Source organism: Pseudoalteromonas sp. RB2-MNA-CIBAN-0110 (genome assembly GCF_040309305.1).
Taxonomy (GTDB): domain Bacteria; phylum Pseudomonadota; class Gammaproteobacteria; order Enterobacterales; family Alteromonadaceae; genus Pseudoalteromonas; species Pseudoalteromonas arctica.
This window is the reverse complement of the sequence record NZ_JBEOOQ010000006.1, coordinates 85,950-112,934: the sequence shown is the minus strand read 5'-3', so window position 1 is coordinate 112,934 and position 26,985 is coordinate 85,950. Positions and strand designations below refer to the sequence as shown.

Genomic DNA, 26,985 nt, shown 5'->3' with positions numbered 1-26,985 from the left:
TGAGACTTTACTAACAAACGATACTCCTAGGTTTGCTGCGCCCCCATACTGATACATAAAACATGAATGTCCGCTTTAAAGTGTTTATGAATATGCGGGTGCGAGATTTTTAGTGGCTTAACTATGAATATGTTATTATGCGCTCAATTATTTTACTGAATGCTTTTCTCTTACTTCTATGTCAAATTCTGCTTCGTGCTTTACATTATTTTCTCAAAATATTGATTCTCTCGCGCTTCCTGAAAAGTTTACTTTCCCTTTTTATTACGAGCCGCAACCATTAGCTGTAGCAGCCACAAAACAATTACAGCAACAACTTGAAACGTTAATGCATTTAAAAGCAGAAAATGCCGGTAAAATGTTTGGGGTTTTAGTGGTGCAAAATACTAAGCAACAATTAGGCTTTTTAAGTGCTTATTCGGGGCAAATTGAAGACGATAACGGCAATATTAGCTTTGTACCGCCCATCTCTAGCATGCAGCTGCAAGACGATAGCTATTTGGCTCAAAGTAAAATAATTAACGATATTAATGCTCAAATTGAGCAGTTAGAAAATAGTGAACAACTGCATGAAGTTATTAGCAAACTTGATGATGCAACACAAAGCTACCAGCAAGCACTATTAGCCCAACAGGCAGTAATGCAAGCCGGTCGCCAGCAACGAAAAATACAACGTACCGAAGGCGAATTAGAGCTTAGCGAAAGTGATTTTGAGCAGTTAAAAAATAAGCTTGCAGGGCAAAGTATCGTAGAAAAAAAGCAACTGCTAGCACTTAAAGCCTATTGGCAAAATATAATCGAGTCACTGCAGCAAACACACATCAATATTTCTGATGAAATTGCTCATTTAAAAAAGCGCCGTAAAACGCTTTCTAAAAGCTTACAAAAAAAGTTATTTGCGCAGTACCAATTTTTAAATGCAAATGGTGAAACTACAGACTTAAATGCTATTTTTGCAGCATTACCTGAGCACACTCCTCCTTCGGGTGCTGGCGATTGTGCAGCGCCTAAATTATTACAATACGCCTATAAGCATGGTTTAAAACCACTTGCTATGGCAGAGTTTTGGTGGGGAGCAGCACCTAAATCAGCAATCAGGCAGCATAAAAACTACTACCCTTCTTGTTACAGTAAATGCCAACCAATACTTGGGCACATGCTAAAGGGCTTAAACGTTGAAGACAACCCGCTACTTACCAACCCAGCTCAGGGTAAAAATTTAAGTATTGTTTATAAAGATGAAGACTTACTTGTGGTAAATAAGCCCGCTGAGTTTTTATCTGTGCCTGGCGTTAATATTGATGACTCAGTTTATATGCGAATCAAAACGCAGTTTCCAGAGGCATCAGGACCACTAATTGTACACAGATTAGATATGTCGACTTCTGGGTTATTGATGATTGCACTTAATAAACGCGTGCACAAAGCACTGCAAAAGCAGTTTATTGAACGCACCATAGATAAACGTTATGTCGCATTAGTTAATGGTAACGTAGCTGAGGATAGCGGAGTAATTGATTTACCCTTAGTGCTCGACTTTGATGATAAACCGCGCCAAATGGTGTGTTACAAACATGGTAAGCCATCACTTACTACCTGGCAGGTTTTAGATCGTAACAACAATATTACCCGATTACAGTTATACCCTAAAACAGGGCGAACTCATCAATTAAGAGTACATTGCGCGCACAGTTTAGGTTTAAACATGCCAATTATAGGCGACACACATTACGGACAAAAAGCAGATAGATTACATTTACACGCTGAGTATTTAGCATTTACTCACCCAATTACACTTAAACGATTAGAGTTTGAAGTAGCCGCAGATTTTTAATAAAAACACATAGCTACAACGACTATATTATACAATGTGTTGGTTTTTATTAATTAAATTGATATCGTTTATGGTCTTATTTTTTCAATAATGAGTATAAAAAACTGTTCAAGCCCAAGTTTATTAAGCAATGTAGAAAAGTATTTCCTAATAAAAATAAGTCAGCAAAGGATTAACATGACTAACAATACACAAATAAAGGTTTTAGGTAATACTTTATGGGCAAAGTATATTGTTCTCCTTTTATTTTTACTTTTAAGTAAGCTTGCCTCAGCTAACGGCGACTCATTAAGTGCAACTTTACATGCGCTAGACTTTGGCACAACTCAAGTCCTGATCAACAACATAAAACTGAATGAATTAGACTATCTTCAAAATGAAGACAAACTCACTCAAGCGTTTAAAATAAGCAAAGAGCAAAATTGGGAAAACCTTCATCTAGAAGCGGCCGCTTTGTATGCGGAGTTACTTTTTAGACAAGAAAAATATGAAGCGTTAAACACACACTTATCCTATTACTTAAAGAACAAAGAGTTACCAAATCAAAAAAGTGTATATTTATTATTTCTCGAATCACAACTCAAGTCTCTAGCGAGGGAGCCAAACCCAGCTCCAGCACAAACGCTAGCCACAAAATTAGAAGAAAGCTTGCAACAGCATTCAACTAAAGAAAAAATCATTATTTTACGAGCACTTGCTTACTATTACACCGATACAGATTCATTGAAAAAGACCCTAAATGTTGCACTAGAGGGGTTAGAATTAGCATTAAAAGATGACGATTCAGCATCTCAAGGATACTTTTTTAGAAAAATAGCTGATGCATACAATTATCTAAACGAAAAAGACAAAGCCGTATATTATGCAAAAAAAGCGGTTGCGGCATATGAGCAAACACAAGATGGGCTTTTTACTGCAAAAGCATATTGGAGTTTAGGCAATATATTGCTTGAGATAGAAAAACCTAAAGATGCCTTAATATACCTAGACAAAGCATTGCTCTATTTTAAAAAAGTTAATATGCAAAAAGGCTTAACCTTTGCTCAGTACTCAATTGCCAGTATTGAGTACTTACAAGCAAACTACGATAAAGCACTAACTTTAACTAAAGAAAACATTGAGCTTGCTCGTTCTGCAGGTGTTCACGACATGCAACTCGCATCGCTCATTTTGTTAGCTGACATATATATAAAACTAAATTTACTTGATCAAGCAAATGAAGCAAACGATGAGGTGTTTTTAAAATTAGATAAATTCAGCCGCAGTATTTATAAAGCCGATTTTTTAGGTAAACGCTATGAGCTAAAGCGACGCCTTAACTACACTGACGAGGCTTTTGAAGCAATTGAACAAAAGCTCCTTTATACAAAAAAACACTACGAAGCTACCAGTGAAAATAATATAAAAACACTACAGGTGCAGTTTGAAGTAAAAGAAAAAGAAGAAAAAATACAGCAACTAGAGTACGAAAAAGACATTAGTGAACTACAAGCTAAAGAAGAGTACCAACAAAAAATAATTTGGCGACTCAGCGCTGCTATTGCTTTTATTTTAGTGATTGCTTCATTATTTTTATTTTATCGGCAAGCTCGACAACGTCAAAAATATCACGATATTTCATTAACAGATTATCTAACAAATTGCCCTAATCGCAGAGGAATAATGCGCGCAGCAGAAGCAAAGCTTGGTGAAGGTAAAATGACGATAGCAATTGTTGACTTAGACTACTTTAAAAAAGTTAACGACCATTTTGGTCACGATGTTGGAGATTTAGTTCTTATTGCCTTTGCAAAAGCTGCAAAAGAAACACTATGTAATGATCATCAGTTTGGTCGTTACGGCGGCGAAGAATGGTTATTTGCACTAAATACGGTTGATGAACGAATAATTCGCGATATATTTAACCGACTCGCCATTAGCTTCGCCGAGCATTGCAGTAATATAGAAGACTTTCCTAGTGATACAAAAATCACCTTTAGTGCAGGGGCCTCTGTAAGTGGCCCTTTAAAAAGCACACTAGATGTTCTTATTAAGCATGCAGATAAATTACTTTATAAAGCAAAAGAAAACGGAAGAAACCAAGTCGTTGTTGATTAAATAAGCACAGCTAAAAGTATTGGCTCATTTACTTGACTAAAGTCCGTCTAAAACCATTTGTTTAATTTTATGTGCTTTTACAAAATGATCTAATTTATGGGTGTGTATCCACCAAGTAGCAGCTTCCATAAGTAGCTCTGGGTCGTCGTTTTTATTAGCAAAAAATGCATAAAAAGAAAGCCCTACATTTTCGCCTTTAGCTGCTATTTTTTTATCGCACACGGTAATTATTTTTGCTCTTAGTTCTTCCCTCATACATACCTTATTTAATTATATTTTTACTATTAAAATACGCCATTTAAAACGCTAACGATTAGCTGTAAAAGGCTTCTATCAACCAAGCCATGATTCTCAAGCTCTTTATTAGGCGTATTTACTTTTGCAGCTTTGCATTCATTATCTAATATCTCATTTTTACGTGTATCGGTTTCGTATGCAATATCTGCTTGTTCCATACATTTTGCCGAGCCTGCGTAAGGCTGTGCCGCACAAGCGCTTAGTAATAAAAAAAGTGGAATTGCTATCAATAATTGCTTCATAACTAATCCTATTTTTACGCAACTTATTTACTTTAAATTACAGCTGCAAGTTAGCCTATTTACTTTCTACCACCATTACAAAAAATTCAAAAAAGAACGTACCTATAGCATCAAAAAAAGTGTCATTTTTTTCATCCTTTTTAATTTGTGCGCTAATGCATTGATTATAAACTTCTGAGCTTGTTTGAGCGCCATTTCGATCAACCGTTTCAGCCTCTTCAATGCATAAGTTAGGGTCAGAACGTGGGGCTGTACTACAGGCACTTAGTAAAGCGCACAGCAATAATGCGGCGATGGGGCTTTTTATGTTCATCCTTAAACTATCCTATTAAGTTAACGTGCTACCTGCATTTATACCGATTGGTATTATATGTGGGAGTAATACATATAGATTGTACCTAAATAATGTTGCTACTTTATCACTACAATAAAATAAACAACCAGTAAATATTTGTAAGGTTCTGTAGGAATTTATACTCACTTTTATAATTGAACTACGTAAAAGCCTGAAATAATTGCATTCATATCACTGTAAAATTTACAGTGATAGCAGCCCAAAAATAAAAAATCAAAATAAAAACAATAAAATACATCAACTTAACATTTGGCATTTAGTTTGCTAGTTAGTGATATAAGCAAATAAATTGTAAAAGGATTAGTTATGAATATTTTTGAAGCACTACGTCATGACCATGACAAACAACGAGAATTGGTAGATGCGCTTATTCAAACGCACGGCGACACAGAGCAGCGCCACACGCTAATGGACGAGCTAAAAACAGAACTAGAACAACACGCAAAATTTGAAGAACGTTACTTTTACAACCCACTTATGTTTGATGACTTAACTCATGAAAAAGCGCGCCACAGCGTAGCTGAACATCACGAAATTGATGAATTAATTGAACAACTTGAAGATACCGAAATGAGCTCGTCTGCATGGTTAGTTGCAGCTAAAAAACTGCACCATTTAGTACATCATCATTTAAGTGAAGAAGAACACGAAGTATTTCAATTAGCGGGTAAAGCACTAACCGAAGGGCAAAAACAAAGCTTGGCAAAGCAGTATAACGATGCAATGCACTGATACTTTTTATTTGTGAGTAACTTTACTCACAAATAATTGAACCACCTTATATACACTCCCTTGTGTACTATTGGTTATAAGCCACTTGGCTTATAACCATTTTTTAAGCCTATGTGCTAACTCTTCTCTAGTAAGGGTGCTTCTGTCGGATCAAAAATTCGATACGCCACTAGCTTTAAACCATCGTTAATAAAAAACCACACCAAAGCGTATGCCCACACAGCAAGTGCCCATCCCCATCCTAGTGGGGTCATAAACACCCCATAAACAGCAATAAGTGTTGCTATAACTTGCGTGCCAAATACGGCGACCATTAATATAGCAGACGGTTTAATAGACCAAAATGGACCTCGGGTACGCGCTAAAAATATAGTCAAATGCCCTGCTACAGAAAGTAATAAGTACATTAATGTTTGAAGATGAGGACGGTCGAGTTCAAATACTTTATCTCCTAAGTAAAATAAACCAAAGGCTGCAATTGGCCCTACAATTCCCAGCACAGATGCAATACCTAAAACGAGCCGCATATTCCATGTTTCGGGCTTATTTTGATAATGTACATTGTCGTATGCAATAGACAAAATGGCGGCATCGTTAAGTAAAGCAAGCATCACAATCATGACTGCTGTTAACGGATAAAAGTTAAAAATTAATATCGCCATTGTCATAAAAAGTAATACGCGCAATGTTTCAGCAACCCTGTAAATAGCGTAACTGTTCATGCGTTGAAATATTTTTCGGCTTTCTTTAACTGCATCAATAATAACCGATAAGCCATCGGTCATTAACACAATTGATGCTGCTGAACGCGCTGCATCTGTAGCACCCGATACAGCAATGCCACAGTCAGCTTTTTTAAGTGCTGGCGCATCATTTACGCCATCTCCTGTCATACCAACAATGTGCCCTCTATGCTGAAGCACATCAATAATATGGTATTTATGCTCAGGGAATACTTGTGCGAATCCGTCAGCGCTCTCGATTGAGTCATCTAACTGTGTGGCTTGATGATGCTCAGTTGCACCAAATCCACTAGCATCAAGAATGTTTGTCCCTAAACCCAGTTTACTTGCAGTTTCGCGCGCAATGGCAACTTGGTCACCCGTGACCATTTTAACGCTCATACCCATTTCTTTTGCATCGGCAATGGTTTGTATTGCTTCTTCACGCGGTGGATCAAAAAGCGGCAATACACCTATAAATTGCCATTTACCTTGCTCGTCTGTTTTAGCAACCGCTAAAGAGCGAAACCCACGCGCTGCAAATTCATCTATCGATGCCTCAACTTGAGTTTTAACTGCCTCAATATTAGCCGACAAAGCTAAAATAACCTGCGGTGCACCTTTGGTCACTTTAAACGTTTTGCCATCATCATTTTTAACGATTGCTTCAGTACGTTTGCTCACAGGATCAAATGGCTGAAAATGCTCTATATGATAAGAATCTAGATGCTGCTCAGCTTTTATACTTTGTAATACTGCTAAGTCAATCGGATCGTTATTTTCTGAGCGAGATGCTAATGCCGCGTACAATATAACTTGCTCAGCAGAGCCTTTATTTATTGAGTTTTCGATATAAAACGGGTCACCTAACGTTAATAGGTTTTGTGTCAATGTGCCGGTTTTATCGGAACACAAAATATCAACACCTGCTAGCTCTTCAATTGCAGCTAAACGCGTTACAACCACTTGCTTTTTAGCCAATAAACGAGCGCCTACAGCCATAGTAACTGATAGCACTGTTGGCATGGCAACTGGTATTGCCGCAACGGTTAATACGAGTGCAAACTGTAATGTGGTGATCATTGGATCATCGCGAAACAAAGCAACAATAACTATAAGCAGTACTAAAGCCGCAGCAAGCATTATTAAATAATTACCAATTTTAAGCACTGCACGCTGAAAATGACTTGCGGTTCGCTCCCCTTGCACTAACTGTGCTGTTTTACCAAAAAAGGTATTAGCGCCGGTTGCGTAAACTATTGCTTCTATTTCACCTTGGCGAATAATAGAGCCCGAATAAACAGTTTCACCCGCCGACTTTACAACCGGTAACGACTCACCCGTAAGTGATGATTGATCTACTTCTACTGGATCACCATTTAGCAAACGCGCATCTGCAGGCACTATATCGCCCATCCGCATTCTAATAACATCACCCGGTACAAGTTCGCTGGCATTTAAATTTTGCCATTGAGTATCGCGGCGAACGCGTGCTTTGTTGGCTAATTTTGCTTTTAATGCAGCAATTGCATTACCCGCTTGATGCTCTTCCCAAAAGCCAACCAATACGTTAGACAGCAATAATACAAGAATAATAAAAAAATCAGCCCAGTGCTTAGCAAGCGCCGATAAAATAATAGCAGCCTCGATCATCCACGGTATTGGTCCCCAAAAGTAAGATAAAAATTTGAGTAGTAGGTTTGTTTTTTCTTCAACTAGTTCGTTAGGTCCATATTGTGCCAATCTTTGTGTGGCATCAGTTTGGCTTAACCCGTCGGATGATGTTTTTAGCTTTGCTTGTAATTGTGCTAAATCGAGCTTGCTCCATTCATCGCAATTTTGATTATGTGAAGACTTGTTTACTGAACGATTTGATGATTGATGCACTGACGAAATTTTGACCTTTTCCATACGAGCCTTCTATACAACATTGAGTTGAATAACTTGAGGTAATTAAAACCTACTAACCGTATAGCTAACATAAACTAAAGCTGTCGATATTGTTCTTACAAATATATTAACTTTGATCTAACGCAATATTTAAGATGAAATAATATAAAAGGATTATTTTTAGAAGATGACAAAGAGGGTGGATTATTAAAAGAAGTGCTCAAAGGCTATACATTGGGCTGAAATAGTAAATAACTCAGCCCAATGTATTTTTAGCTACAACCTTAAGGGTGTAGCTATTGTTTTATTACTTTACAGTAAATTTTACGTCTTGGTCGCGTAATAAGTAAAGTGCAAAACACGCAGCCCACATTGGCCATGCAGTGAAGAATAATAAATTGTTAAAGCCATCTATATACTGGTTGTACGAAGAAAGCGTTGATAAGCCATGCATTACAAAAATGATTCCGTAAGTTATGCGCTTTTTAATACCCGCTAAAAATGCCAATACTAATACAAGTTGTAGAGCACCGATAACATAAGCAACTATGTCAGATGAGCCACTAATACCGTAAAAATGTTCAAAAATACGTGCGCTATGACCAGGGTTTACAAATTTATCGAACGTCCACATAACCATTACAATAAATACGCCTAAACGCAAAGATAAAAGTGACCATTGCAAACGGTTTTGCACATCAGAACTCATTGAACCTGTCATAAAATTTCCTTAAATGAATATTAATAAACGTTGAAGTAACCTAGACCGTATAAGTTATTTTTTATTTCAAAAAAATTTAATTATTTTAAATAAAAAAGTAATTAAGCCTTGTAGTAATAAAAGTGAAGCTTATTTTAGGAATTTTAAAATGCTGCGTAAAAGTTAACAATTTTAAAATGTTAGCAGGTAAAAAGTAGTCTATAATTAAAAAAGCCCATTAAAAGCAAATATTTACATTCACTCTAATACAATCGCTCTATTAATATTTTATCAACTAATAAAACAATAGTACTTAATTACCACCTTTATAATGCATCCGTTTTGTTATGTTCTAAAAAACAAAAAGAATCGAAATTTTACTGAAATTTATTTTTAATCCTTTCGGTCTTTATCGCCAACAACATTTTAACCGTAGAGAGAAAACGTTTGAAACACGCATATTTAGCACTTTCCCTAGCCACCATATTAAATACACCACTTAATGCTTTTGCAGCCGAAGAATCAAAAACAACAAAAGATGGCGCAATAGAGCGCATTGAGGTGGCAGGCCAAGTTATTAAATCTCAAGGTCTTTCGGTTAAAAACGCCACTGTAGACGGCCCGTTTGGCGACAACTTAGCCCTACAAGATATAGCCCGATCAGTAACACCAATTTCAAGCGAGCTAATAGAGCAACTCAATATTACGACTTTACAAGACGTGCTCACAGTAAGCCCTAATACCTATTCAGCCAGTGGTTTTGGGGCACCCAGTTTACCTACTATTCGTGGGCAACTAGGTGAGCTTTTTCAAGATGGTACACGCCGCCAAGCAGGTAATAATGGCTTTGGCGTGCCGTTATCGTTCAACTCTATAGAACAGATAGACGTGGTAAAAGGCGCGCCGCCGGTATTATTTGGCTCAAGCCAACGCAACGGTGGTTTTGTAAACTTACATTCTAAAAAAGCATCAACTGACGAAAGTAAAGGCAAAGCAACGGTATCTGCAGGTCGATGGGATCAGTACAGTGTTTTAGTGGATTACAGTGCACCCATTGTAAAAGATAAAGTAGGTTTTAGAGTAAGCGCTGAACACATAGATAACGGCAGCTACTACGATTTTTCAGGCACAAAGAGCGACAGCTTATTTGCATCATTACGCGTATTACCCGATGACAAGAGCAGCTGGGATATTAACTTTGAGTTATATCAAGTTGAATTTACCGATAACGCAGGTATTAACCGCCCTACTCAAGCGCTAATAGATAATGGCCTTTATATTACCGGCCAAGGCGTGCAAGCAAATGGCAGCACAGTACCGGCAGCAGGTTCAATAATCTCACCAACTGGGCAAGTAAAAATAGACCGTAGTACAGTACTTACCGATCCTGATAATCAGAACGAAGCCACTACTTATTTACTACACAGCATTTATAAGCGTGAACTTTCCAACAACGCATCCATTAAAAACATCACGTATTTTCAGCACTTACAACGCGAAGAAATTGCACAAAATAGCTTTGTTGAAATTATAGATGGTGCCGATACCGCGCAAAACCGTACCGAGCTTACCTACCTTTGGAATAGTAATCAGCAAACAATTTTTGCATTTGATGTGCGTTATAACCGCGTATTAGGCTACAGCCAATTTACAACAGAAGCCGATTTACCTATTGATTTAACTGGCCCACTTTCAAACCGCCGCATTCCTTTAACTGATGTACAACAAGCGCGTTTAATTGAAATTAGCCCAGGTGTATTTGTATCCCCTGGTGGTCAATATGATATTAATAATGACGGCAGTAGCGACTTTAACTTATCAGACACTACTGATTCGCGTTCATGGCAAACAGGTTTTGCTATTCAGCAAGATTCTGATTGGACAGATAAGTTTCATACAAGTGTTGGCTACCGCATTGATTTTTATGATGTAGACGCGCACGACCCAATAGCACCAGAGGGTGAAATTGCAGCTCGCGATAGCATTAACGATAAGCTACATTCTGGGCAAATAAGCTTTAACTACCGATTAAACGGTGATTACACCACTTATGGTGCAGCAAGTTACAACGAAGCCACATCAAATAGCATGGCTGGCGGCACGTCTCTTGGTGGCGACAACACGATTAGCGCGCAAAACTTTTCAACCGAAAATACTTTAGTTGAATTTGGTTTAAAATACGCACCAACCGACAGTGATTGGTACGCCGATGGAGCAGTATTCAGCCAACGTCGTAGTTTACGTAATCGCGATGGTAGCAATACCGGCATTCGTACTACCGGCTTTGAAAGCCAAGTATTTTATGATGCTTACCCTTATTGGCTAAGTGCTGGCTACAGCTATATTGATGCTCGCTACTATAATTCTGCAAGTAGCCAAGATTCAGCTCAAGTAGCCGATGCATTTGACAACTCACGTCCAGATATTATTGAAGGTACCAGTGTTGGCGCACCTAGCTTTACCGCTTTTGCACCTTCAAACACCCGTGTACAGGGTATCCCTGAGCAATCGTTCAGCTTTAACGGAAATTATTCAATTAATTCGAAATGGCAAACGGGTTTTTCAGGTCTATATACAAAGAGTTACCCATTAGATTTTTTGGCGACAGTAAAAATTCGTGATCAGTACACACTAAACGTAAATACTAGCTATGCTTTTACGCCTAGTACTAAATTACGTTTAGATGTAAATAACGTCACAAATCAAAAAAACTGGCGCCCAGTATTTGAAGGCGGTTACTTTGGTGCAACTTTAGCTTTTCCTGAGTTACCAATAAACGCAAAGTTAACCCTTACGCATAGTTTTTAAGAGAGAGAACATGATTAAAAAAATATTTTTATTATTGATTGCAGCGGCCGCTATCGGCCTGTTCTTTCACTTTAATTTACACCAGTTACTTACACTTGATGGCCTAAAAGGGTCGATGGATCAATTTAGTCAATATAAAGAGCAATCGCCGCTACTCGTTATTGGTGGATTCTTTTTATTATATGTTGTTGTAACGGCTCTCTCTTTACCGGGCGCCGCTATTTTAACACTTGCCGCAGGTGCATTGTTTGGCTTGGTAGAGGGTTTATTAGTTGCATCTTTTGCGTCAACTGTGGGGGCTACACTTGCCTTCTTGGTGTCGCGTTATTTACTACGAGATACTATTAAACAACGTTTTCCTGAGCGTTTAGCCGCTATCGACGCAGGCGTTGAAAAAGAAGGTGGATTTTACTTATTTACTCTTCGTTTAGTGCCGGTGTTTCCGTTCTTTTTAATTAACTTATTGATGGGTGTTACCTCAATTAAAGCATGGACTTTTTACTGGGTAAGCCAGTTAGGCATGATGGCAGGTACATTTGTATTTGTGAACGCAGGTACACAGTTAGCTCAAATAGAGAGCCTATCAGGCATTTTATCGTTCAACCTTATCTTATCATTCGCTTTATTGGGCATTTTCCCTTTCATTGCTAAAGGAATTTTAAACGTGTTTAAAAAACGTCGTGTATACAAAAACTACACTAAACCTAAAAAATTCGACCGTAACATGATTGTAATTGGCGCAGGCGCAGGTGGTTTGGTAACAAGTTATATAGCCGCTGCTGTTAAAGCAAAAGTAACCCTTATTGAAGCGGGCGAAATGGGCGGCGACTGTTTAAACTATGGTTGTGTTCCAAGTAAAGCAGTCATTAAAAGCGCTAAAATTGCAGAGCAAATTCGCCACGGTGAAAACTACGGCCTAGAAAACGCAACACCGCAGTTTTCGTTCAAAAAAGTAATGGCACGTGTACATAAAGTTATTGCCGATGTAGCACCACACGACAGTGTTGAGCGCTACACCGACTTAGGCGTAGATGTTGTAAAAGGTTACGGTAAATTAATAGACCCGTGGACTGTAGAAATTAAACTTAACGATGGCGGCACGCAAACACTCACCGCTCGTACTATTGTGATTGCCACTGGCGCACGCCCATTTGTACCGCCACTACCTGGTATTGAAGAAACAGGTTATGTAACAAGCGATACATTGTGGAATAAATTTGCAGAATTAGATGAGGCACCTAAAAAACTTGTAGTACTAGGTGGCGGTCCAATTGGTAGCGAATTAGCACAAAGCTTTGCACGTTTAGGTTCAAGTGTTACGCAAATTGAAATGAGCGAGCGCATCATGATCAAAGAAGATCTTGAAGTGTCTACTTTTGCTCACGAAGCGTTAACCGAAAGTGGCGTTAATATTTTAACATCGCACCAAGCACTTCGTTGTGAAACGCGCGATGGTAAAAAATATATTGTTGTTAAACATAACGACAAAGAAATAGATATTGAATATGACGAGCTATTATGTGCCGTTGGTAGAAGTGCGCGCCTTAAAGGTTACGGTCTTGAAGAGCTAGGCATAGAAACAAACCGCACAGTAGTAACTAACGAATACCTAGAAACACTGTACCCAAATATTTTTGCAGCAGGCGATATTGTAGGTCCATACCAGTTTACACACGTGGCAGCCCATCAAGGTTGGTACGCAGCGGTAAATGGCTTATTTGGTCACCTTAAAAAGTTTAAAGTAGATTACCGTGTTATCCCGTGGACTACATTTATTGACCCAGAAGTTGCACGTGTTGGTTTAAACGAGCAAGACGCAAAAGACAAAGGCATAGATTACGAAATTACTCGCTTTGAATTTGAAGAGCTAGACCGTGCAATTACCGACAGCGCTACAAAAGGCTTTATTAAAGTGATTACACCCAAAGGCAAAGATAAAATATTGGGCGTTACCGTGGTATCTGAACACGCTGGCGATTTAATTGCTGAGTTTGTACTGGCAATGAAGCACGGCTTAGGGCTTAACAAAATACTCGGTACTATTCATAGTTACCCTACATGGGCTGAAGGCAATAAGTACGCAGCCGGTGAGTGGAAACGCGCTCATGCTCCTGAAAAAGTACTTAACTTACTTGAAAAATACCACACTTGGCGCAGAGGTTAATTATGTTTAAAACACCTCTAAAAGCATTGTTACTTGGTTCGGCTTTAGTTGTAACATCGTTTGCAACATCATTTTCGGCCCAAGCCCAAAACATGCACGATAGCTGGAATGCATTGTTAAATAAGCATGTTGTCGCTATTAACCATAATCACAGTACTGAGGTTGATTACACTGCCATAAAACGTGAGCATGCCCAGCTAAAAACGTATTTAGATTCGTTAACGGCTGTAACGCAAAGTGAATTTGACGCATGGGAAAAGCCTAAGCAACTCGCTTTTTTAATCAATGCTTATAATGCGTGGACTGTTGAACTTATATTGACTAAGTACCCTGATATTAAGTCAATCAAAGACTTAGGGAGCTTTTTTAGCTCACCATGGAGTAAAGAGTTTGTGCCATTACTTGGCAAAACTCGCAGCCTTGATGATATAGAACATGGTTTAATACGTGGCAGCGGTAAATACAACGACCCACGCATTCACTTTGCAGTAAATTGCGCGAGTATTGGTTGCCCAGCGCTTCGAGAAGAAGCGTATACAGCCACTGATTTAGAAAGCCAATTGCAAGAGCAAACAGTGCGCTTTTTATCAGATATGACACGCAATATGGCTCAAGAAAATACGCTAAGCGTGTCTTCAATATTTAAATGGTACGGCGATGATTTTGAAAAAGGTTTTAGAGGTGCAAACACGCTACAGCAGTTTTTCTTGCAATACAGCGACGCACTTAAACTGATACCCGCTCAGCAAAAAGCACTTAAAAATGATGACATGAAAGTTAAATTTTTAGACTATAACTGGGATTTAAATGTTCGCCATTAAGTTTTGGCAAACACAGGCGCGATACAGCTTTTGCTGTGTCGCGTTTTGCGTTTGTACAATCGCAAATTTAGCTGCTTTTTCGAGCACTGCGTTTGCTAATACCGTTATTAACTCAAATAGTAAAAGTAATTTAGTAATAAACACACAACAGGGATCTCGCTGGCAACAAGTTCAAACACTTGGTAGCAATCAATATGTATACTTTTATGCATGGGGTGGCGACGCGCAAATAAATGCTTATATTCAATGGGCAGCGCAGCAAGTTAAAACTAAGTACAACATTAACTTAGTGCATGTAAAATTAAGTGACACCAGCGAAGCAGTAAGTCGTGTACTTGCCGAAAAATCAGCAAACAATAACAACCAAGGCAGCGTAGATTTAATGTGGATCAACGGGGCTAACTTTGCCACCATGAGTGAGCACTCTCTGCTTTTAAAGCAATGGGCGAGTAAACTTCCCTACTTTGCATTAACCGATCCGGCTAATAACCCTGCTGTAACCTTTGATTTTGGTTTACCTACCAATGGGATGGAGGCTCCATGGGGGCAAGCGTCACTTACGTTTTATTACGACAGCATTGCAATAAATGGTAATGCAAACAATAAATTGCCGACGACATTAAACGAATTATTAAACTGGAGCGCACAAAACCCTGGTCGCTTTAGTTACCCAAAGCCGCCTGACTTTTTAGGTATGAGCTTTTTAAAATACGCCTTAGTTGTACTGCATCAGCAAAGCAGCGAAAACATTAAAGCGCAGCTAAACCAACCAGCTACAACTAAAAATACAGCGCAAGTGTTAAACCCACTGTGGGACTTTTTAGATAAACTACACCCAACGCTTTGGCGTGGTGGCACTCATTTTATGCAAAGTGGTGCTCAAATGCGCCGCCTTGTGGACGATACAGAGTTGAGTTTAGCCTTTACTTTTTCAGCACCTGAAGTACCAGCTGCTGTAAAACGCTATGATTTACCAAACAGCATTCGCAGTTACGCAATGAGTGATGGCAGTTTAAGTAATACCCATTTTGTGGCAATTCCTTACAATGCAAGCCACCAGCAAAGTGCGCAATTAGTGGCTAATTTTTTACTCAGCCCTGAGGCGCAAGCTCAAAAGCAAAAAGCGCATATATGGGGCGATAAAAGCGTACTTATTCAATCAACGTTAACGCCTGATCAGCAAGCCTTATTTAAAACAGCTAAACCGCATCCAAGTGCACTGCCTTTAAACAGTATTAAACGCACATTGAGCGAACCTCATCCAAGCTGGGTAAACGCCATTATGCAAGGTTGGCAAACCCGTTATGGAGTAAGCCAATGAGCGTTATTTCAAAAAGTGTACCAGTAAATACCAAAGCAACAACGCAGTGCAGCACCGATATGTTTACGCGCATTGCAAAATTTAGCCCGCGATTTTTACTCGCTTTACTTATACTACCCGTACTTGGTGGCTTAATTAGCGTATTGCTGCCTGCCTTTGGTTATGCGCCCGTACTTGAGCAAACAACGTTTAGCTTGCAAGGTTTTAATGCCCTTTGGCAAACACCTGGCCTTACTCAAATGGTTACCTTAAGCGTTGCAACGGGCTTAATAAGTACTCTGCTTGCATTTATCATTACCTTAATGATTTTAGCTGCGTTTTTTAATAGCCCGTGGCTTAACCGAATTCAGCGTTTATTGAGCCCTATATTAGTGATACCTCATGCTGCAGCTGCTATTGCGGTGGGGTTTTTAATTGCCCCTTCAGGTATGATTTCACGCTTAGCGTCGCCTTGGTTAAGCGGCTGGGAACTTGCGCCAAACGGTATGTTTCCGCATGATTCGTTCGGTATTAGTATTATTTTAGGCTTAACACTCAAAGAGCTTCCCTTTTTATTACTAATGGCACTGGGCGTACTTGCTCAACCTGAGCTTGGCAAAAAATTACGCCAACAACATAAGGTTGCGCTTAACTTGGGTTATTGCCCAATGACCGCCTTTTTTAAAGTAATACTGCCAAGTCTTTATCCGCTACTGCGTTTGCCGCTTTTAGCAGTGCTTGCCTATGCAAGCGCAAGTGTAGAAATGCCTCTTATATTAGGCCCAAATACACCACCCACGTTGGCAGTTGCAATAATGCATTGGTTTAACGATGTTGATTTAAACCTGCGTATTAAAGCCTCAGCAGGTGCTTTATTACAACTGGCTGTTACAGGCGGTTTGTTAGCCCTTTGGCTTGGCGGGGAAAAGGCCGTAAAAGTGCTATTTAGCGACTCTCTCACTAATGGAGTGCGCGAATACGGCGGATTTTATTGGCAAAAAATAACGGTCGTACTCACCACATTAGTAATTAGCTTTATACTGTTGTCACTTATTGGTTTAGTTATGTGGTCGGTTGCAGGTTTTTGGCGCTTTCCAGATGCAATGCCTGAACAATTTACACTACTGCATTTTAAAAGTGCGCTAATGCAAATGGGCAGTCCGCTTTTTAATACGCTAGCAATCGGTTTAGTAACCACACTATTTGCCATTATTCTTACTTTATTGTGTTTAGAATCAGAGCAGTTGAGTGACAAACCTATTTCTCGTTTTACCAGTTTAATTATTTACTTACCGTTATTAGTACCCAGTATTGCCTTTTTGTTTGGGCTAGTATGGATACAACAATTGGTAAATAACCAAGCCGCATTTTTTAATGTGGTACTTACGCATTTACTGTTTGTGTTGCCTTATGTGTTTTTGTCACTTGCGAGCAGTTATAGGCGCTTAGATCCTCGTTTTGCTCATGTTGCAGCAAGCCTAGGCGCAGCGCCATGCAAGGTGTTTTTTAAAGTAAAACTACCTCAGTTGTTTGCCCCTATTTTAATTGCAGCCGCACTGGGCTTAGCAATTAGTTTTGGACAATACCTCCCCACGCTTTTAGCTGGCGGCGGGCGCATAGCTACAATAACAACCGAAGCCGTTACGCTTGCCAATGGCGCAAGCAGACGCACCAGTGCCGTGTACGCGATTATGCAAATGGCGTTGCCACTTATTGGATTTATACTGGCATGGGGTTTACCTAAATATTTTTTCAAAAGTGCACGTGTTTAAACGTGCACATATTTAAAGCACCCATGTTTAACACTATCAGGGTTAAGGTTTTTTAATGCAGTCATCGTTACAGATTAAAAATTGTCAGCTTTATCGCCAAAATGAGCTGTTACTTAGCTTAAACGAGCAAGTTAATGGCGGTGAAATTCTGACTATTATGGGCCCATCAGGCAGTGGTAAATCAAGCTTATTAAATTGGCTTACGGGTACTTTACCAAGTAGCTTTAAGGCCAATGGTGAGGTGTGGCTTAATGGTCAAAATATCGATAACACCCCTCCACACTTGCGCCATATTGGAGTGCTTTATCAAGACGCTTTATTGTTTTCGCATTTAACTGTTGCTGGTAACATTGCCTTTGCAATGCCCAAAGGTAATAAAAAACAACGCCTTGAAAAAATAGAACACGCACTTGAGCAAGTAGGTCTTAAAGACATGGGTAATCGTCACCCCGATAACTTATCGGGCGGGCAGCAAGCCCGTGTTGCATTATTACGTATGCTGCTGAGCGAACCTAAAGCTATTTTACTCGACGAACCCTTTAGCAAACTCGACACCCAACTGCGTGTTGATACACGCGAACTCGTGTTTAGCCAAATACGCGATCATAAGCTACCTGCAATTATGGTAACTCACGACCATAGCGACGCCGACGCTGCAAGTGGCAAACTCATTACTTTAAGTAGCGCACTTTAAATACATAGCTTTAAACGCATAAGGCAAAAAACATGCTAGACAAATTTATCACCCCTGTAATTAAGCCACTTTTAACTCCTGTTGTAATGCTTATGCACAAACGCGGTATAACCCCCGATCAACTCACTGTTGTTGGTTTTTTAGTGGGTTTATTAGCAGTGCCATTACTTGCTTTTGGACTTTGGTATGGGGCATTAACTGCCATTGTTTTAAATCGTATTTTAGATGGGCTTGATGGCGCATTAGCACGCTATGCAAACCAAAGTTCAAGCGCGGGTGGCTTTTTAGATATCACACTCGATTTTTTATTTTACGCGGCTATTCCGCTTGGCTTTATTTTGGCAAACCCTGAGCAAAACGCGATAGCGGGATCGTTATTACTTGCCACTTTTATTGGCACGGGCTCAAGCTTTTTAGCTTTTGCGATTGCCGCCGAAAAATTTAAACTCGAAAAACCGCAATTTAAATACAAAAGTTTTTACTACTTAAACGGCTTAACCGAAGGCACTGAAACAATCGCGCTATTTATTGCATTTTGTATTTGGCCGCAGCACTTTGCGGTTATGGCGAGCATTTTTGCTATTGCGTGTGGCATAACTATTTTTACCCGTATACATGGCGGTTATCACACGCTTAAGCAACAAGAAGCCGATGCTAACAAAGCAGCTGAAAACGTGCCTAGCAGTGCAAGTTCTGAGGTAATAAATGACTAATGAAGTATGGTGGCGACTCGGCTGCTTTTTTAGCATTTTAATTATAATGATGCTGCTTGAATGGCAAAAACCAGCACGACAATCCCCAATTAAAAGCAGCACACGCTGGTTTGCTAACTTTGGTTTAGTGTTTGCATCATCAGTTATTGCGCGCTTAGTGGTCCCTATTGGGTTAACCGCTGTAGCACTTTACAATCAAGAGCACGGCATTGGCTTATTTAATCAAATAGCTCTACCAAGCAGTTTAATTATTATATTGAGCATACTTTTACTCGATATATTAATTTATTGGCAGCATAGATTATTTCATCAAGTGCCTATTTTATGGCGTTTGCACCGCGTACACCACGCCGATGCGCATGTTGATACCAGTACTGGGCTGCGCTTTCACCCTATCGAAATTGTGCTGAGCATACTTATAAAACTCATTGCAGTAACTGCTCTTGGCGTACCTGCCATTGCGGTACTTATATTTGAAATAGCACTTAATGGTTTAGCACTATTTAATCATGCAAATATACGCCTACCTAATGCCATTGAAAAGCCGCTGCGTTTAATATTAATGACGCAAATATTACATCGAATTCACCATAGCCAAGTGGTTAGCGAAACTAACTCAAACTATGGGTTTAGTGTAATTTGGTGGGATAAATTATTTGGTAGCTACAAAGATAAAGCTAAAAAAACTGATGCAGATATAAATATTGGCTTAAAAGAATACCCAAGCAAAAAGCAAAATGCCTCGTTGTGGGGCTTATTGATCATGCCTTTTAAAAATAAGTGAGCATAAGCTCACTTAGTTAATATATTACATCAGGTTATTTACTTTTTATATTTTTTATTGCTTTTAAAATGTCGTCTGGGCGCTGAAAAACTGCCATATGATCGCTATTACTTAGAGGTATATATTGCCCACCCGATTGCTCACTAATTTGCTGGCTCCATAAAGAGCCCTCTTGTTGCCATAATACTAAATTATCGACGAAGTCAGGTTCTGCATTTTTAATATCATACGATTCAAAATCAGTATCTATAACGGAGATTGGAGTGGGTATGGCTATATCGGCACTAATAACACGATTTAAATCATCATGATAATTCATAATCTCTCTTGCTCGTGTTACTTGTTTATCAATTTGAGTACGGCTTTGGCTTATTAAATCAAAGTACGGCCAATTCATTTCTGCTTTATACTGTGAAGGGATGAGTGTTTCGGTCGTTGTACGTTCATCAATTAATTTATCTCGAGTCCTTTGCGTCCAATTACCTTCTTCTATATGTGTGATTAAGGTATCACCCGCGTCTCTATACCAATATACGGGCCAATCTTGATACAAGCTAATAGAGTGTGGCAGCAAAACATCGGGGTCAATCCACACCATACCGTTAAGGCTAGTTACAAATTGTGAATCAGGTGAATTTTGCCATAAGTGAGCCAAAATATTTGCACTGGCAAAGCTAACAATAATTAGCTCCTTTTCATTAAGCAGTCCTAACGTTTTATCTAATGCAGGCACAAAAGAAGCATACGATGGTTGCTCAGCAGGGCTACTAAAACCGCTTCCAAAGCGTTCTATGACGTGTACACGATGAGTTTTTGCTATCAATGGCTGCAGTAAAGCAAACCAAGCACTGTCACTATGAAAGTTTTTATTAAAGCCCGATAAAAGAATAATCGCGGGCCCCGAATGTTCAAGGCCCATGCTACGTACATGTACATCGTTTTTTTGTTGTTGATCAACGCGATATAATTTTGAGTAGGTATCGAGTTTAGTTTTACTTACTGTATCAAAAAAGCTTATTAATTCTTCCGTGGTGTTAAAACTACTAAATGCCCAACTATGCCCACCGCCTTCAATTGCTACCAATTGGTTGATATAGCTATCATTTTTAAATGTATATTTAGCGATTGCCTGACTTTTTTCTAATTGTACACCCGAATCAATACTGTTTTCTTTGGCTATTATTTCAATAGCAAGCCTACTTGGGATTAATCCAAAATTTGAATGAGTTTTACCTTCAAAGGGTAAAGTCTGATCATTTGTGCCATGTACCATCATGTAGTTGGTGTGATTTACTATCTCGCATCGTTGAGACAGCTGCTCTGACATAGGCGAGGCAACTGATGCTATGGCCGCATAGCTTTAAACTACTATTACACATTAAATTTTGTGTAAATAAACCTCCTTGAGAAAACCCGACCGCAAAAAGCTCTCCATCAATAATGTTGTATTTAGCTTTAACATCATCAACAACATTTTCGACAAACACCAAATCATTAATGCCTAATCGATGGGGTTTATTGCAATCACATCCTTCATTCCACTCTTCAACTTTTGATTGTGGGTAAACAACTATATAATTTTCTGATGCAGATTCAAACGCAGCCATACTCTGCATATTTTTAGCGCTCTGCCCAGAACCATGAAAAGCTAATAAAAGCTAATAAAAGCTTATAAGATTTTTTTGTATCAAAGTTATTACGTGGTGTTGCCACATAATAACTTCGATTTTTTAATTTAACTTTAGTTAAACCCTTGGGCTGGGTACTTGTTAAACTCGAATCCTTATTAGTACCATTACAACCGGCCATTAATAATGTGACAGTCATTATTTTCAATAATAAATATAAATAAGTACGCATCTTCTCTACTCTCATTAAATATGAGTTGGTAGCAAATCATATACTTATTTGTTGTTGCCATAGTTGACGCTTATGTTTTTGTTATATTTATGTTATGTTTTAAAAAGCAATGTAATTTCAATATGATAGAGAACCCTATGGCTGTCCATATTTCTGGTGTTATTTTTGACGAAGAGCAGCGAACATTAAAAAATGACAGTCAAACTAGAAAAATTGAACCAAAAGTATTCAGTTTATTAATTACTTTACTAGCAGCTAATGGGAAAATTGTCACTCGCGACCAACTCATAGTTGAAGTCTGGAATAATCGGGTTGTAGGTGAGGGAGCGATCAATCGAACCGTGTCTTTATTGAGAAACCATTTTTCAGCATTAACTAATGAAAATATTATTGAAACTGTCCCAACTCAAGGGTATCGGTTAGTTGCTACTGTAACGAACACAGATATTTCTCACGATGAAATGCCTGTTGAGCAAAAGGTTGCTTTTAAAAGCCCATCATTCAAGAAACCTATGCGCAATATCAAAAAAGCATCAATTATTGCAATTATTATAACTCTGCTATTAATTACCCTTTTTAGCACACTCTTCAAAGTTGAAAACTTAATCACGCCAAATAAATTATCACTTGTTAGTGCGCCATTGATTGGTTTGCAAGGTAGAGAATATAAGCTCTCGGCCACCCAATCTGGGGGACTCATTTTGTTCCATCACCTTGATGAGGATGACCGTCAATCGGTTTATTTATATGATACAAAAACACATACTCAAAACAGTGTACTAACAAATTCGTTGGCGACGATAAGTGCTGATGGAGAATATATCGTTTATGCAACACACATTGATGAACAATGTTTAATTTCGACTTATCATGTACACACTAAGAAAAAGCAGTTTTTATTTTCATGTGATGAGTTCCCAACCTCACTAGCTTGGGGAGAAAACAATACATTTTACTTCAATAAACGTTTTAGTAAATCTCATCCATATCAAGTATATAGCTATAATATAAACACGAGTAGATTAAGACAAATTACAAATCCAAGTAGTAAAAATAATACTAAGGGCGATTTTGATTTCTCCTACAATAACCATAGTAATCAACTTGCTATTGTTCGTTATATAACCGAAAACGACTCAAAAATAATTATTAAAAATGAAGAAGAAAAATTAAACGAATACGTAGTTAATCTGCGTGTAAAAAGTCTTGTATGGCATTCTAAAAACAATACTTTAGTTATCGCAAACAACAACACTATTTTCTCTTTAGAAGCCGCAAGTGGTGAATATTATTCGATAAAAAAATTAGATTTTACAATTAACTCTTTAGCTATTATCCCAGCTAAATTGAATGCCTCGCTATTAGTAAGTAGCCTTAATGTCGTAAGCGAAATTGTAAAATATAACACTATTAACAGTAGTCAACATGTGTGGCAGCAAAGTGCGCGCACAGAGCTGCTTCCTCGTATGCGGGCAAACACTCAAACTTTTTTGTCTACGCGTTACAAAAGCCATCACTTTTGGAGAGTTAAAAACGACGAGGCCCAATTAATTGATATCGATTTACCCTTTGATCTACAGTTTGTCCGCTACGAACTATCTGATGATGGCAGTCGTATTTTATTTACTAAGCACGGCGATGTTTTTGAACTAGATTTAAATAAAAATGCCTATCAAAAAGTGTTTACTAAAAATCACAATAGCTATGTTGCTAATTACGACGTACAAAATAACATTATTTATAGCACAAACGCTTCTGGACAATGGCAACTGTGGTTGTATCAACGAAGTACCGATACACACAGTCAATTAACTTTAAATGGGGGTTATAGCGGCAGAATCGTAGATCAATACCTCTATTACTCTAAATTTAATGTAGATGGTTTATGGCGTAAAAATTTAACAACAACAAGTGAAGAACTTGTTATTAAAAACTTCAATCGAATCAACTGGCTAAACTGGCAACTTATTGACCACCAATTATACTTTTATCGAGAAGCAACGGGAATTTGGACTTTTAATATCAATACTCAAAAAGAGAATTTGATCATGCCAAAACCTGATGGTTTTGTTCACCAGTATACAGTGGCACCTGATCAGCAACATATATTCTGGGTACGCCTAAAAACTATTCAAGGTGATATTTATCAATATACCTTTTAATTATCGTTTTTAAATATAGGTTGTGTGTTTTTCAAATATAAAATAATAAAAATGCTTTACTATAAGCTGTTTAGCAATACATATGTAAATAAGTAAACTGCTTACGCTCCTCGTATTTATGTATTTTTCAGTCCTGCAACTGGTCTTACCGTAAACTAATTGTAAATAAAATAAACAAATATGTTGACCATTTGCGTACTCCACAATATCATTTGTAAGCGCTTACAAAACACATTTACAAATGTAAGCGCTTACAACACAAAAATACATAGATCGTAAAACAATTAATCTGACAATAATCTGTTGAAACCGGGGTTCAGTTATGAACATTGAAACAACGCACATTACACGTTTACTTGCCGCTATCTCTTTAGTTACGTTAGCTGGCTGTGGTGGCGACTCTGCCACTAAATCAAATTTTGAAAATGTAGATGCCTCTGAACCAGTATCAGATTGGCAAATGGTTTGGAGCGACGAGTTTGAAGGCTCAGCCATTGATACAAACAAATGGAACTATGAATTAAACTGCAATGGCGGTGGTAACAACGAGAAACAGTGTTACACCGACAGCGAGCAAAATGCATTTATTGCAGACGGTGTGTTAAACATTGTTGCCCTACCCGCTGAAGAAGGTGCAGAAAAACCTTACACTTCAGCGCGCTTAAATACGCGTTACAACGCTGACTTTACGTATGGTCGCTTTGAAGTGCGCGCCAAACTTCCATCAGGACAAGGTAGCTGGCCAGCATTTTGGATGCTGCCAACAGATGAAGTTTACGGCACTTGGCCTCGTTCTGGCGAAATAGATGTTTTAGAATCAGTAAATCTTAAAACACCGGATGAAGACGGTGGAATAGAGTCAAGCATCCACGGCACACTTCATTACGGACGCGCGTGGCCAGATAACAGCTCTACGGGCAAAGAATTTAAATTCCCTGAAAATACTAACCCGGCAGATGATTTCCACACGTATGCTGTTGAATGGCAAGAAGGTGAAATTCGCTGGTACGTAGACGGTTACCTTTATGCAACTCAGCGTCAATCAGAAGTTCGTACTAATGCAAGTGACGAGGCTGTAGGTCTAAAACACCGTGGCTGGTTTGCAGAATATTTTGAGCAAGGTTCTGGCGAGCTTGAAACTCACTGGGATAGCGCACCATTTGATAAAGACTTTCACTTATTGCTAAACCTAGCAGTAGGCGGCGACTGGCCTGAAAACGTTAATGATCTAGGTATAGATGCTAGCGCATTTGAAAACGGCCAAACCTTTGCTATTGATTACGTACGTGTTTATCAATGTGCATCAAACCCTGAAACAGGTAAAGGCTGTGAAACTATTCGCCCAGGTTACAATAGCCTAGACGATGCTTTGCTTGAAGGCGATGCACCAATTCCTAGCCCACCTTCGACAGGCATTGCAACACCACTGACTATTTTTGGTGAGTCATTTAATCCAAATTGGCCTGCATGGGATTGTTGTGGAGGATCTACTCCCGCTATTGTTGCAGATGAAACCCAAGGTAATGTAGTTGAATTTGTAGTAGGTGCAGAACCCACTGTAATGGGCTTTATTAGCCGTGAGATTTTTATTACTGACGAAGCAGGAAAAGCCAGCCCGTTTGATGCATCTCCAATGCTGGATGAAGGTTACGTTCGTTTTAAAATGAAAGTAACAAATGCACCAGGCACTGCTGATACAGCTTGGCTTGTAAAACTTGAAAGTAATGAAGGTTCTAGCGCATTAGAAATGCCGATTACAGATAGCATTGAAGGCGTAAGTCCTGTTGTTGGCCAATGGCAAACTTATACATTTTTATTAAAAGATCTAGATGCTGCAAATTTAGATATTAGTGCAATTGATGTGATCATGGTGTTTCCAGCATGGGGCGCAGGTGAAGGCGCTGTTTATTTAATTGACGATGTTGAGATTACTCAAGATAACTTAGGCGTATCACCTGAGCTTACTATTTTTACTGATGAGCAAAATCTAGCATGGCCAATGTGGGATTGTTGTGGTGGCTCAACCCCTGTTGAAGCTATGGATGATGAAGAGCATGGTTTAACCGCAGAATTTAGCATTGGTGCAGAGCCTACTGTAATGGGCTTTAATAGCCGCACATCGTCAGGTGGCGCAGGTGAATCGTTTGATGCTAGTAGCATTTTAGATGAAGGCGTTATTCAATTTGATTTAAAAGTAACGTCTGCACCGAGTGACCCAACTACACCGTGGTTGTTTAAAGTTGAGTCAAACGAAGGTGACTCTGCAGTAGAGCTTGAATTAACGGCAAGTGTTGAAGGCGTAGCGCCAGTTACTGGCGAGTGGCAAACATATACGTTTAAGCTGTCTGATCTTGCAGCTGCTGGCTTAGATGTAAGTACTATAGATGTACTAATGATTTTCCCAGCGTGGGGTGCAGGTGAAGGCTCTGTTTACCGTGTAGATAACGTTAAGATTTATAATCCAAATGCAGCGCCAGCTGCAACGGGTGAGCTTACTGTATTTAAAGATGCAGCTGCCGATCAGTGGAGTATTTGGGATTGTTGTGGTGGCTCTACACCAACAACAGAAACCGATGATGACGCGCATGGCGCAGTAGCGCAATTTAGCATTGGTTCTACTGCTACAGTAATGGGCTTTATTGCTGATGAAGACGTATCGTTCGATGCCTCTGCAATACTTGAAAATGGTGTGGTTCAATTTGATATGAAAGTTGTATCAGCCCCTTCAGATATTGACGCACAATGGCTATTTAAAATTGAATCAATTGGTACATCGAGTGCCGTAGAGCTTGCTTTATCTAGCAGTGTTGAAGGCCAAGTACCTGTAACGGGCGAATGGCAAACATACACCTTCCCTCTTCAGCAATTATTTGATGCCGGCTTAGACATTAGCGCATTAAACGTAATTATGGTTTTTCCTAGCTGGGACATGGGCGATGGCGCGCTTTACCGTATAGACAACGTGATTATTGCAAATCCATAAAACACACACCAATAGGCGCTTAGCGCCTATTGCTACACAACAACATTTTATAAAG

Annotated in this window: 20 protein-coding genes; 13 read left to right on the top strand and 7 right to left on the bottom strand. The window is 38.9% G+C overall.

All coding sequences use genetic code 11. The features are described 5' to 3' along the window. Positions 1-178: 178 nt before the first annotated feature. Together AAEY68_RS05530 and AAEY68_RS05525 are read left to right on the top strand one after the other, a co-directional pair. Positions 179-1,834 (top strand): RluA family pseudouridine synthase, encoded by a 1,656-nt coding sequence (locus AAEY68_RS05530; protein ID WP_024592904.1) that lies wholly within the window; start codon positions 179-181, stop codon positions 1,832-1,834. A 177-nt stretch (positions 1,835-2,011) separates the two neighbouring features. After that, positions 2,012-3,931, top strand: coding sequence for a tetratricopeptide repeat-containing diguanylate cyclase (locus AAEY68_RS05525; protein WP_350585647.1), 1,920 nt, complete (start codon positions 2,012-2,014; stop codon positions 3,929-3,931). Between the two features lie 36 nt (positions 3,932-3,967). Here AAEY68_RS05525 and AAEY68_RS05520 read toward each other — a convergent pair whose 3' ends face one another. From AAEY68_RS05520 to AAEY68_RS05510, 3 genes are read right to left on the bottom strand one after another with little or no spacing between them, the layout of a single operon-like run. After that, the gene (locus AAEY68_RS05520; protein ID WP_007377212.1) at positions 3,968-4,186 is read right to left on the bottom strand and encodes a DUF6500 family protein; all 219 of its coding nucleotides are present in this window, start codon (positions 4,184-4,186) and stop codon (positions 3,968-3,970) included. Between the two features lie 29 nt (positions 4,187-4,215). Continuing rightward, positions 4,216-4,470, bottom strand: coding sequence for a hypothetical protein (locus AAEY68_RS05515; protein WP_024592905.1), 255 nt, complete (start codon positions 4,468-4,470; stop codon positions 4,216-4,218). Positions 4,471-4,525: 55 nt separating this feature from the next. Further along, positions 4,526-4,783 carry a hypothetical protein gene (locus AAEY68_RS05510; protein ID WP_007581778.1) on the bottom strand — a complete coding sequence of 86 codons (258 nt, stop codon included), beginning with the start codon at positions 4,781-4,783 and terminating at the stop codon, positions 4,526-4,528. A 348-nt stretch (positions 4,784-5,131) separates the two neighbouring features. On the opposite strand from AAEY68_RS05510, the gene AAEY68_RS05505 reads away from it, so the two are divergent. After that, positions 5,132-5,557: a hemerythrin domain-containing protein gene (locus AAEY68_RS05505; RefSeq protein WP_007581776.1), complete on the top strand. Its 426-nt coding sequence runs from the start codon at positions 5,132-5,134 to the stop codon at positions 5,555-5,557. Between the two features lie 116 nt (positions 5,558-5,673). Here AAEY68_RS05505 and AAEY68_RS05500 read toward each other — a convergent pair whose 3' ends face one another. Next, positions 5,674-8,190, bottom strand: a complete 2,517-nt coding sequence (locus tag AAEY68_RS05500; RefSeq protein WP_024592906.1) for a plasma-membrane proton-efflux P-type ATPase — start codon at positions 8,188-8,190, stop codon at positions 5,674-5,676. Between the two features lie 286 nt (positions 8,191-8,476). Next, positions 8,477-8,890: a hypothetical protein gene (locus AAEY68_RS05495; protein ID WP_007581772.1), complete on the bottom strand. Its 414-nt coding sequence runs from the start codon at positions 8,888-8,890 to the stop codon at positions 8,477-8,479. 426 nt (positions 8,891-9,316) lie between these two features. Here AAEY68_RS05495 and AAEY68_RS05490 point away from each other — a divergent pair, with 426 nt between their 5' ends. Genes AAEY68_RS05490 through AAEY68_RS05455 form a run of 8 tightly spaced genes read left to right on the top strand, consistent with a single transcriptional unit; the run spans position 9,317 to position 19,925 of the window. Then, positions 9,317-11,677 (top strand): TonB-dependent receptor, encoded by a 2,361-nt coding sequence (locus tag AAEY68_RS05490; protein WP_350585646.1) that lies wholly within the window; start codon positions 9,317-9,319, stop codon positions 11,675-11,677. Between the two features lie 10 nt (positions 11,678-11,687). Continuing rightward, positions 11,688-13,841, top strand: coding sequence for a dihydrolipoyl dehydrogenase family protein (locus AAEY68_RS05485; RefSeq protein WP_024592908.1), 2,154 nt, complete (start codon positions 11,688-11,690; stop codon positions 13,839-13,841). A 2-nt stretch (positions 13,842-13,843) separates the two neighbouring features. Next, on the top strand, positions 13,844-14,662 hold the full coding sequence (locus tag AAEY68_RS05480) for a DUF547 domain-containing protein (RefSeq protein ID WP_024592909.1): 819 nt from the start codon (positions 13,844-13,846) through the stop codon (positions 14,660-14,662). After that, positions 14,649-15,983: an ABC transporter substrate-binding protein gene (locus tag AAEY68_RS05475; protein WP_024592910.1), complete on the top strand. Its 1,335-nt coding sequence runs from the start codon at positions 14,649-14,651 to the stop codon at positions 15,981-15,983. Before AAEY68_RS05480 ends, AAEY68_RS05475 begins: the two co-directional genes overlap by 14 nt. Beyond that, positions 15,980-17,734: an ABC transporter permease gene (locus tag AAEY68_RS05470; protein ID WP_350585645.1), complete on the top strand. Its 1,755-nt coding sequence runs from the start codon at positions 15,980-15,982 to the stop codon at positions 17,732-17,734. Before AAEY68_RS05475 ends, AAEY68_RS05470 begins: the two co-directional genes overlap by 4 nt. Before the next feature lie 55 nt (positions 17,735-17,789). Continuing rightward, positions 17,790-18,428, top strand: coding sequence for an ATP-binding cassette domain-containing protein (locus AAEY68_RS05465; protein WP_024592912.1), 639 nt, complete (start codon positions 17,790-17,792; stop codon positions 18,426-18,428). Between the two features lie 32 nt (positions 18,429-18,460). Beyond that, on the top strand, positions 18,461-19,141 hold the full coding sequence (locus tag AAEY68_RS05460) for a CDP-alcohol phosphatidyltransferase family protein (RefSeq protein ID WP_024592913.1): 681 nt from the start codon (positions 18,461-18,463) through the stop codon (positions 19,139-19,141). Then, positions 19,134-19,925 carry a sterol desaturase family protein gene (locus tag AAEY68_RS05455; RefSeq protein ID WP_024592914.1) on the top strand — a complete coding sequence of 264 codons (792 nt, stop codon included), beginning with the start codon at positions 19,134-19,136 and terminating at the stop codon, positions 19,923-19,925. The genes AAEY68_RS05460 and AAEY68_RS05455 overlap by 8 nt, the downstream gene beginning before the upstream one ends. 34 nt (positions 19,926-19,959) lie before the next feature. On the opposite strand, the gene AAEY68_RS05450 is transcribed toward AAEY68_RS05455, so the two are convergent. Both AAEY68_RS05450 and AAEY68_RS05445 read right to left on the bottom strand, forming a co-directional pair. Beyond that, positions 19,960-21,252 carry an alpha/beta hydrolase gene (locus AAEY68_RS05450; RefSeq protein ID WP_350585643.1) on the bottom strand — a complete coding sequence of 431 codons (1,293 nt, stop codon included), beginning with the start codon at positions 21,250-21,252 and terminating at the stop codon, positions 19,960-19,962. Further along, complete coding sequence (locus tag AAEY68_RS05445) at positions 21,179-21,532, bottom strand: alpha/beta hydrolase family protein (protein ID WP_350585641.1); 354 nt, start codon at positions 21,530-21,532, stop codon at positions 21,179-21,181. The genes AAEY68_RS05450 and AAEY68_RS05445 overlap by 74 nt, the downstream gene beginning before the upstream one ends. A 390-nt stretch (positions 21,533-21,922) precedes the next feature. On the opposite strand from AAEY68_RS05445, the gene AAEY68_RS05440 reads away from it, so the two are divergent. Together AAEY68_RS05440 and AAEY68_RS05435 are read left to right on the top strand one after the other, a co-directional pair. Next, the gene (locus AAEY68_RS05440; protein ID WP_033010261.1) at positions 21,923-23,947 is read left to right on the top strand and encodes a winged helix-turn-helix domain-containing protein; all 2,025 of its coding nucleotides are present in this window, start codon (positions 21,923-21,925) and stop codon (positions 23,945-23,947) included. A gap of 322 nt (positions 23,948-24,269) precedes the next feature. Continuing rightward, entirely contained in the window at positions 24,270-26,930 is a 2,661-nt protein-coding gene (locus AAEY68_RS05435) for a family 16 glycosylhydrolase (protein ID WP_350585640.1), read from the top strand. The last annotated feature ends 55 nt before the right edge of the window (positions 26,931-26,985 follow it).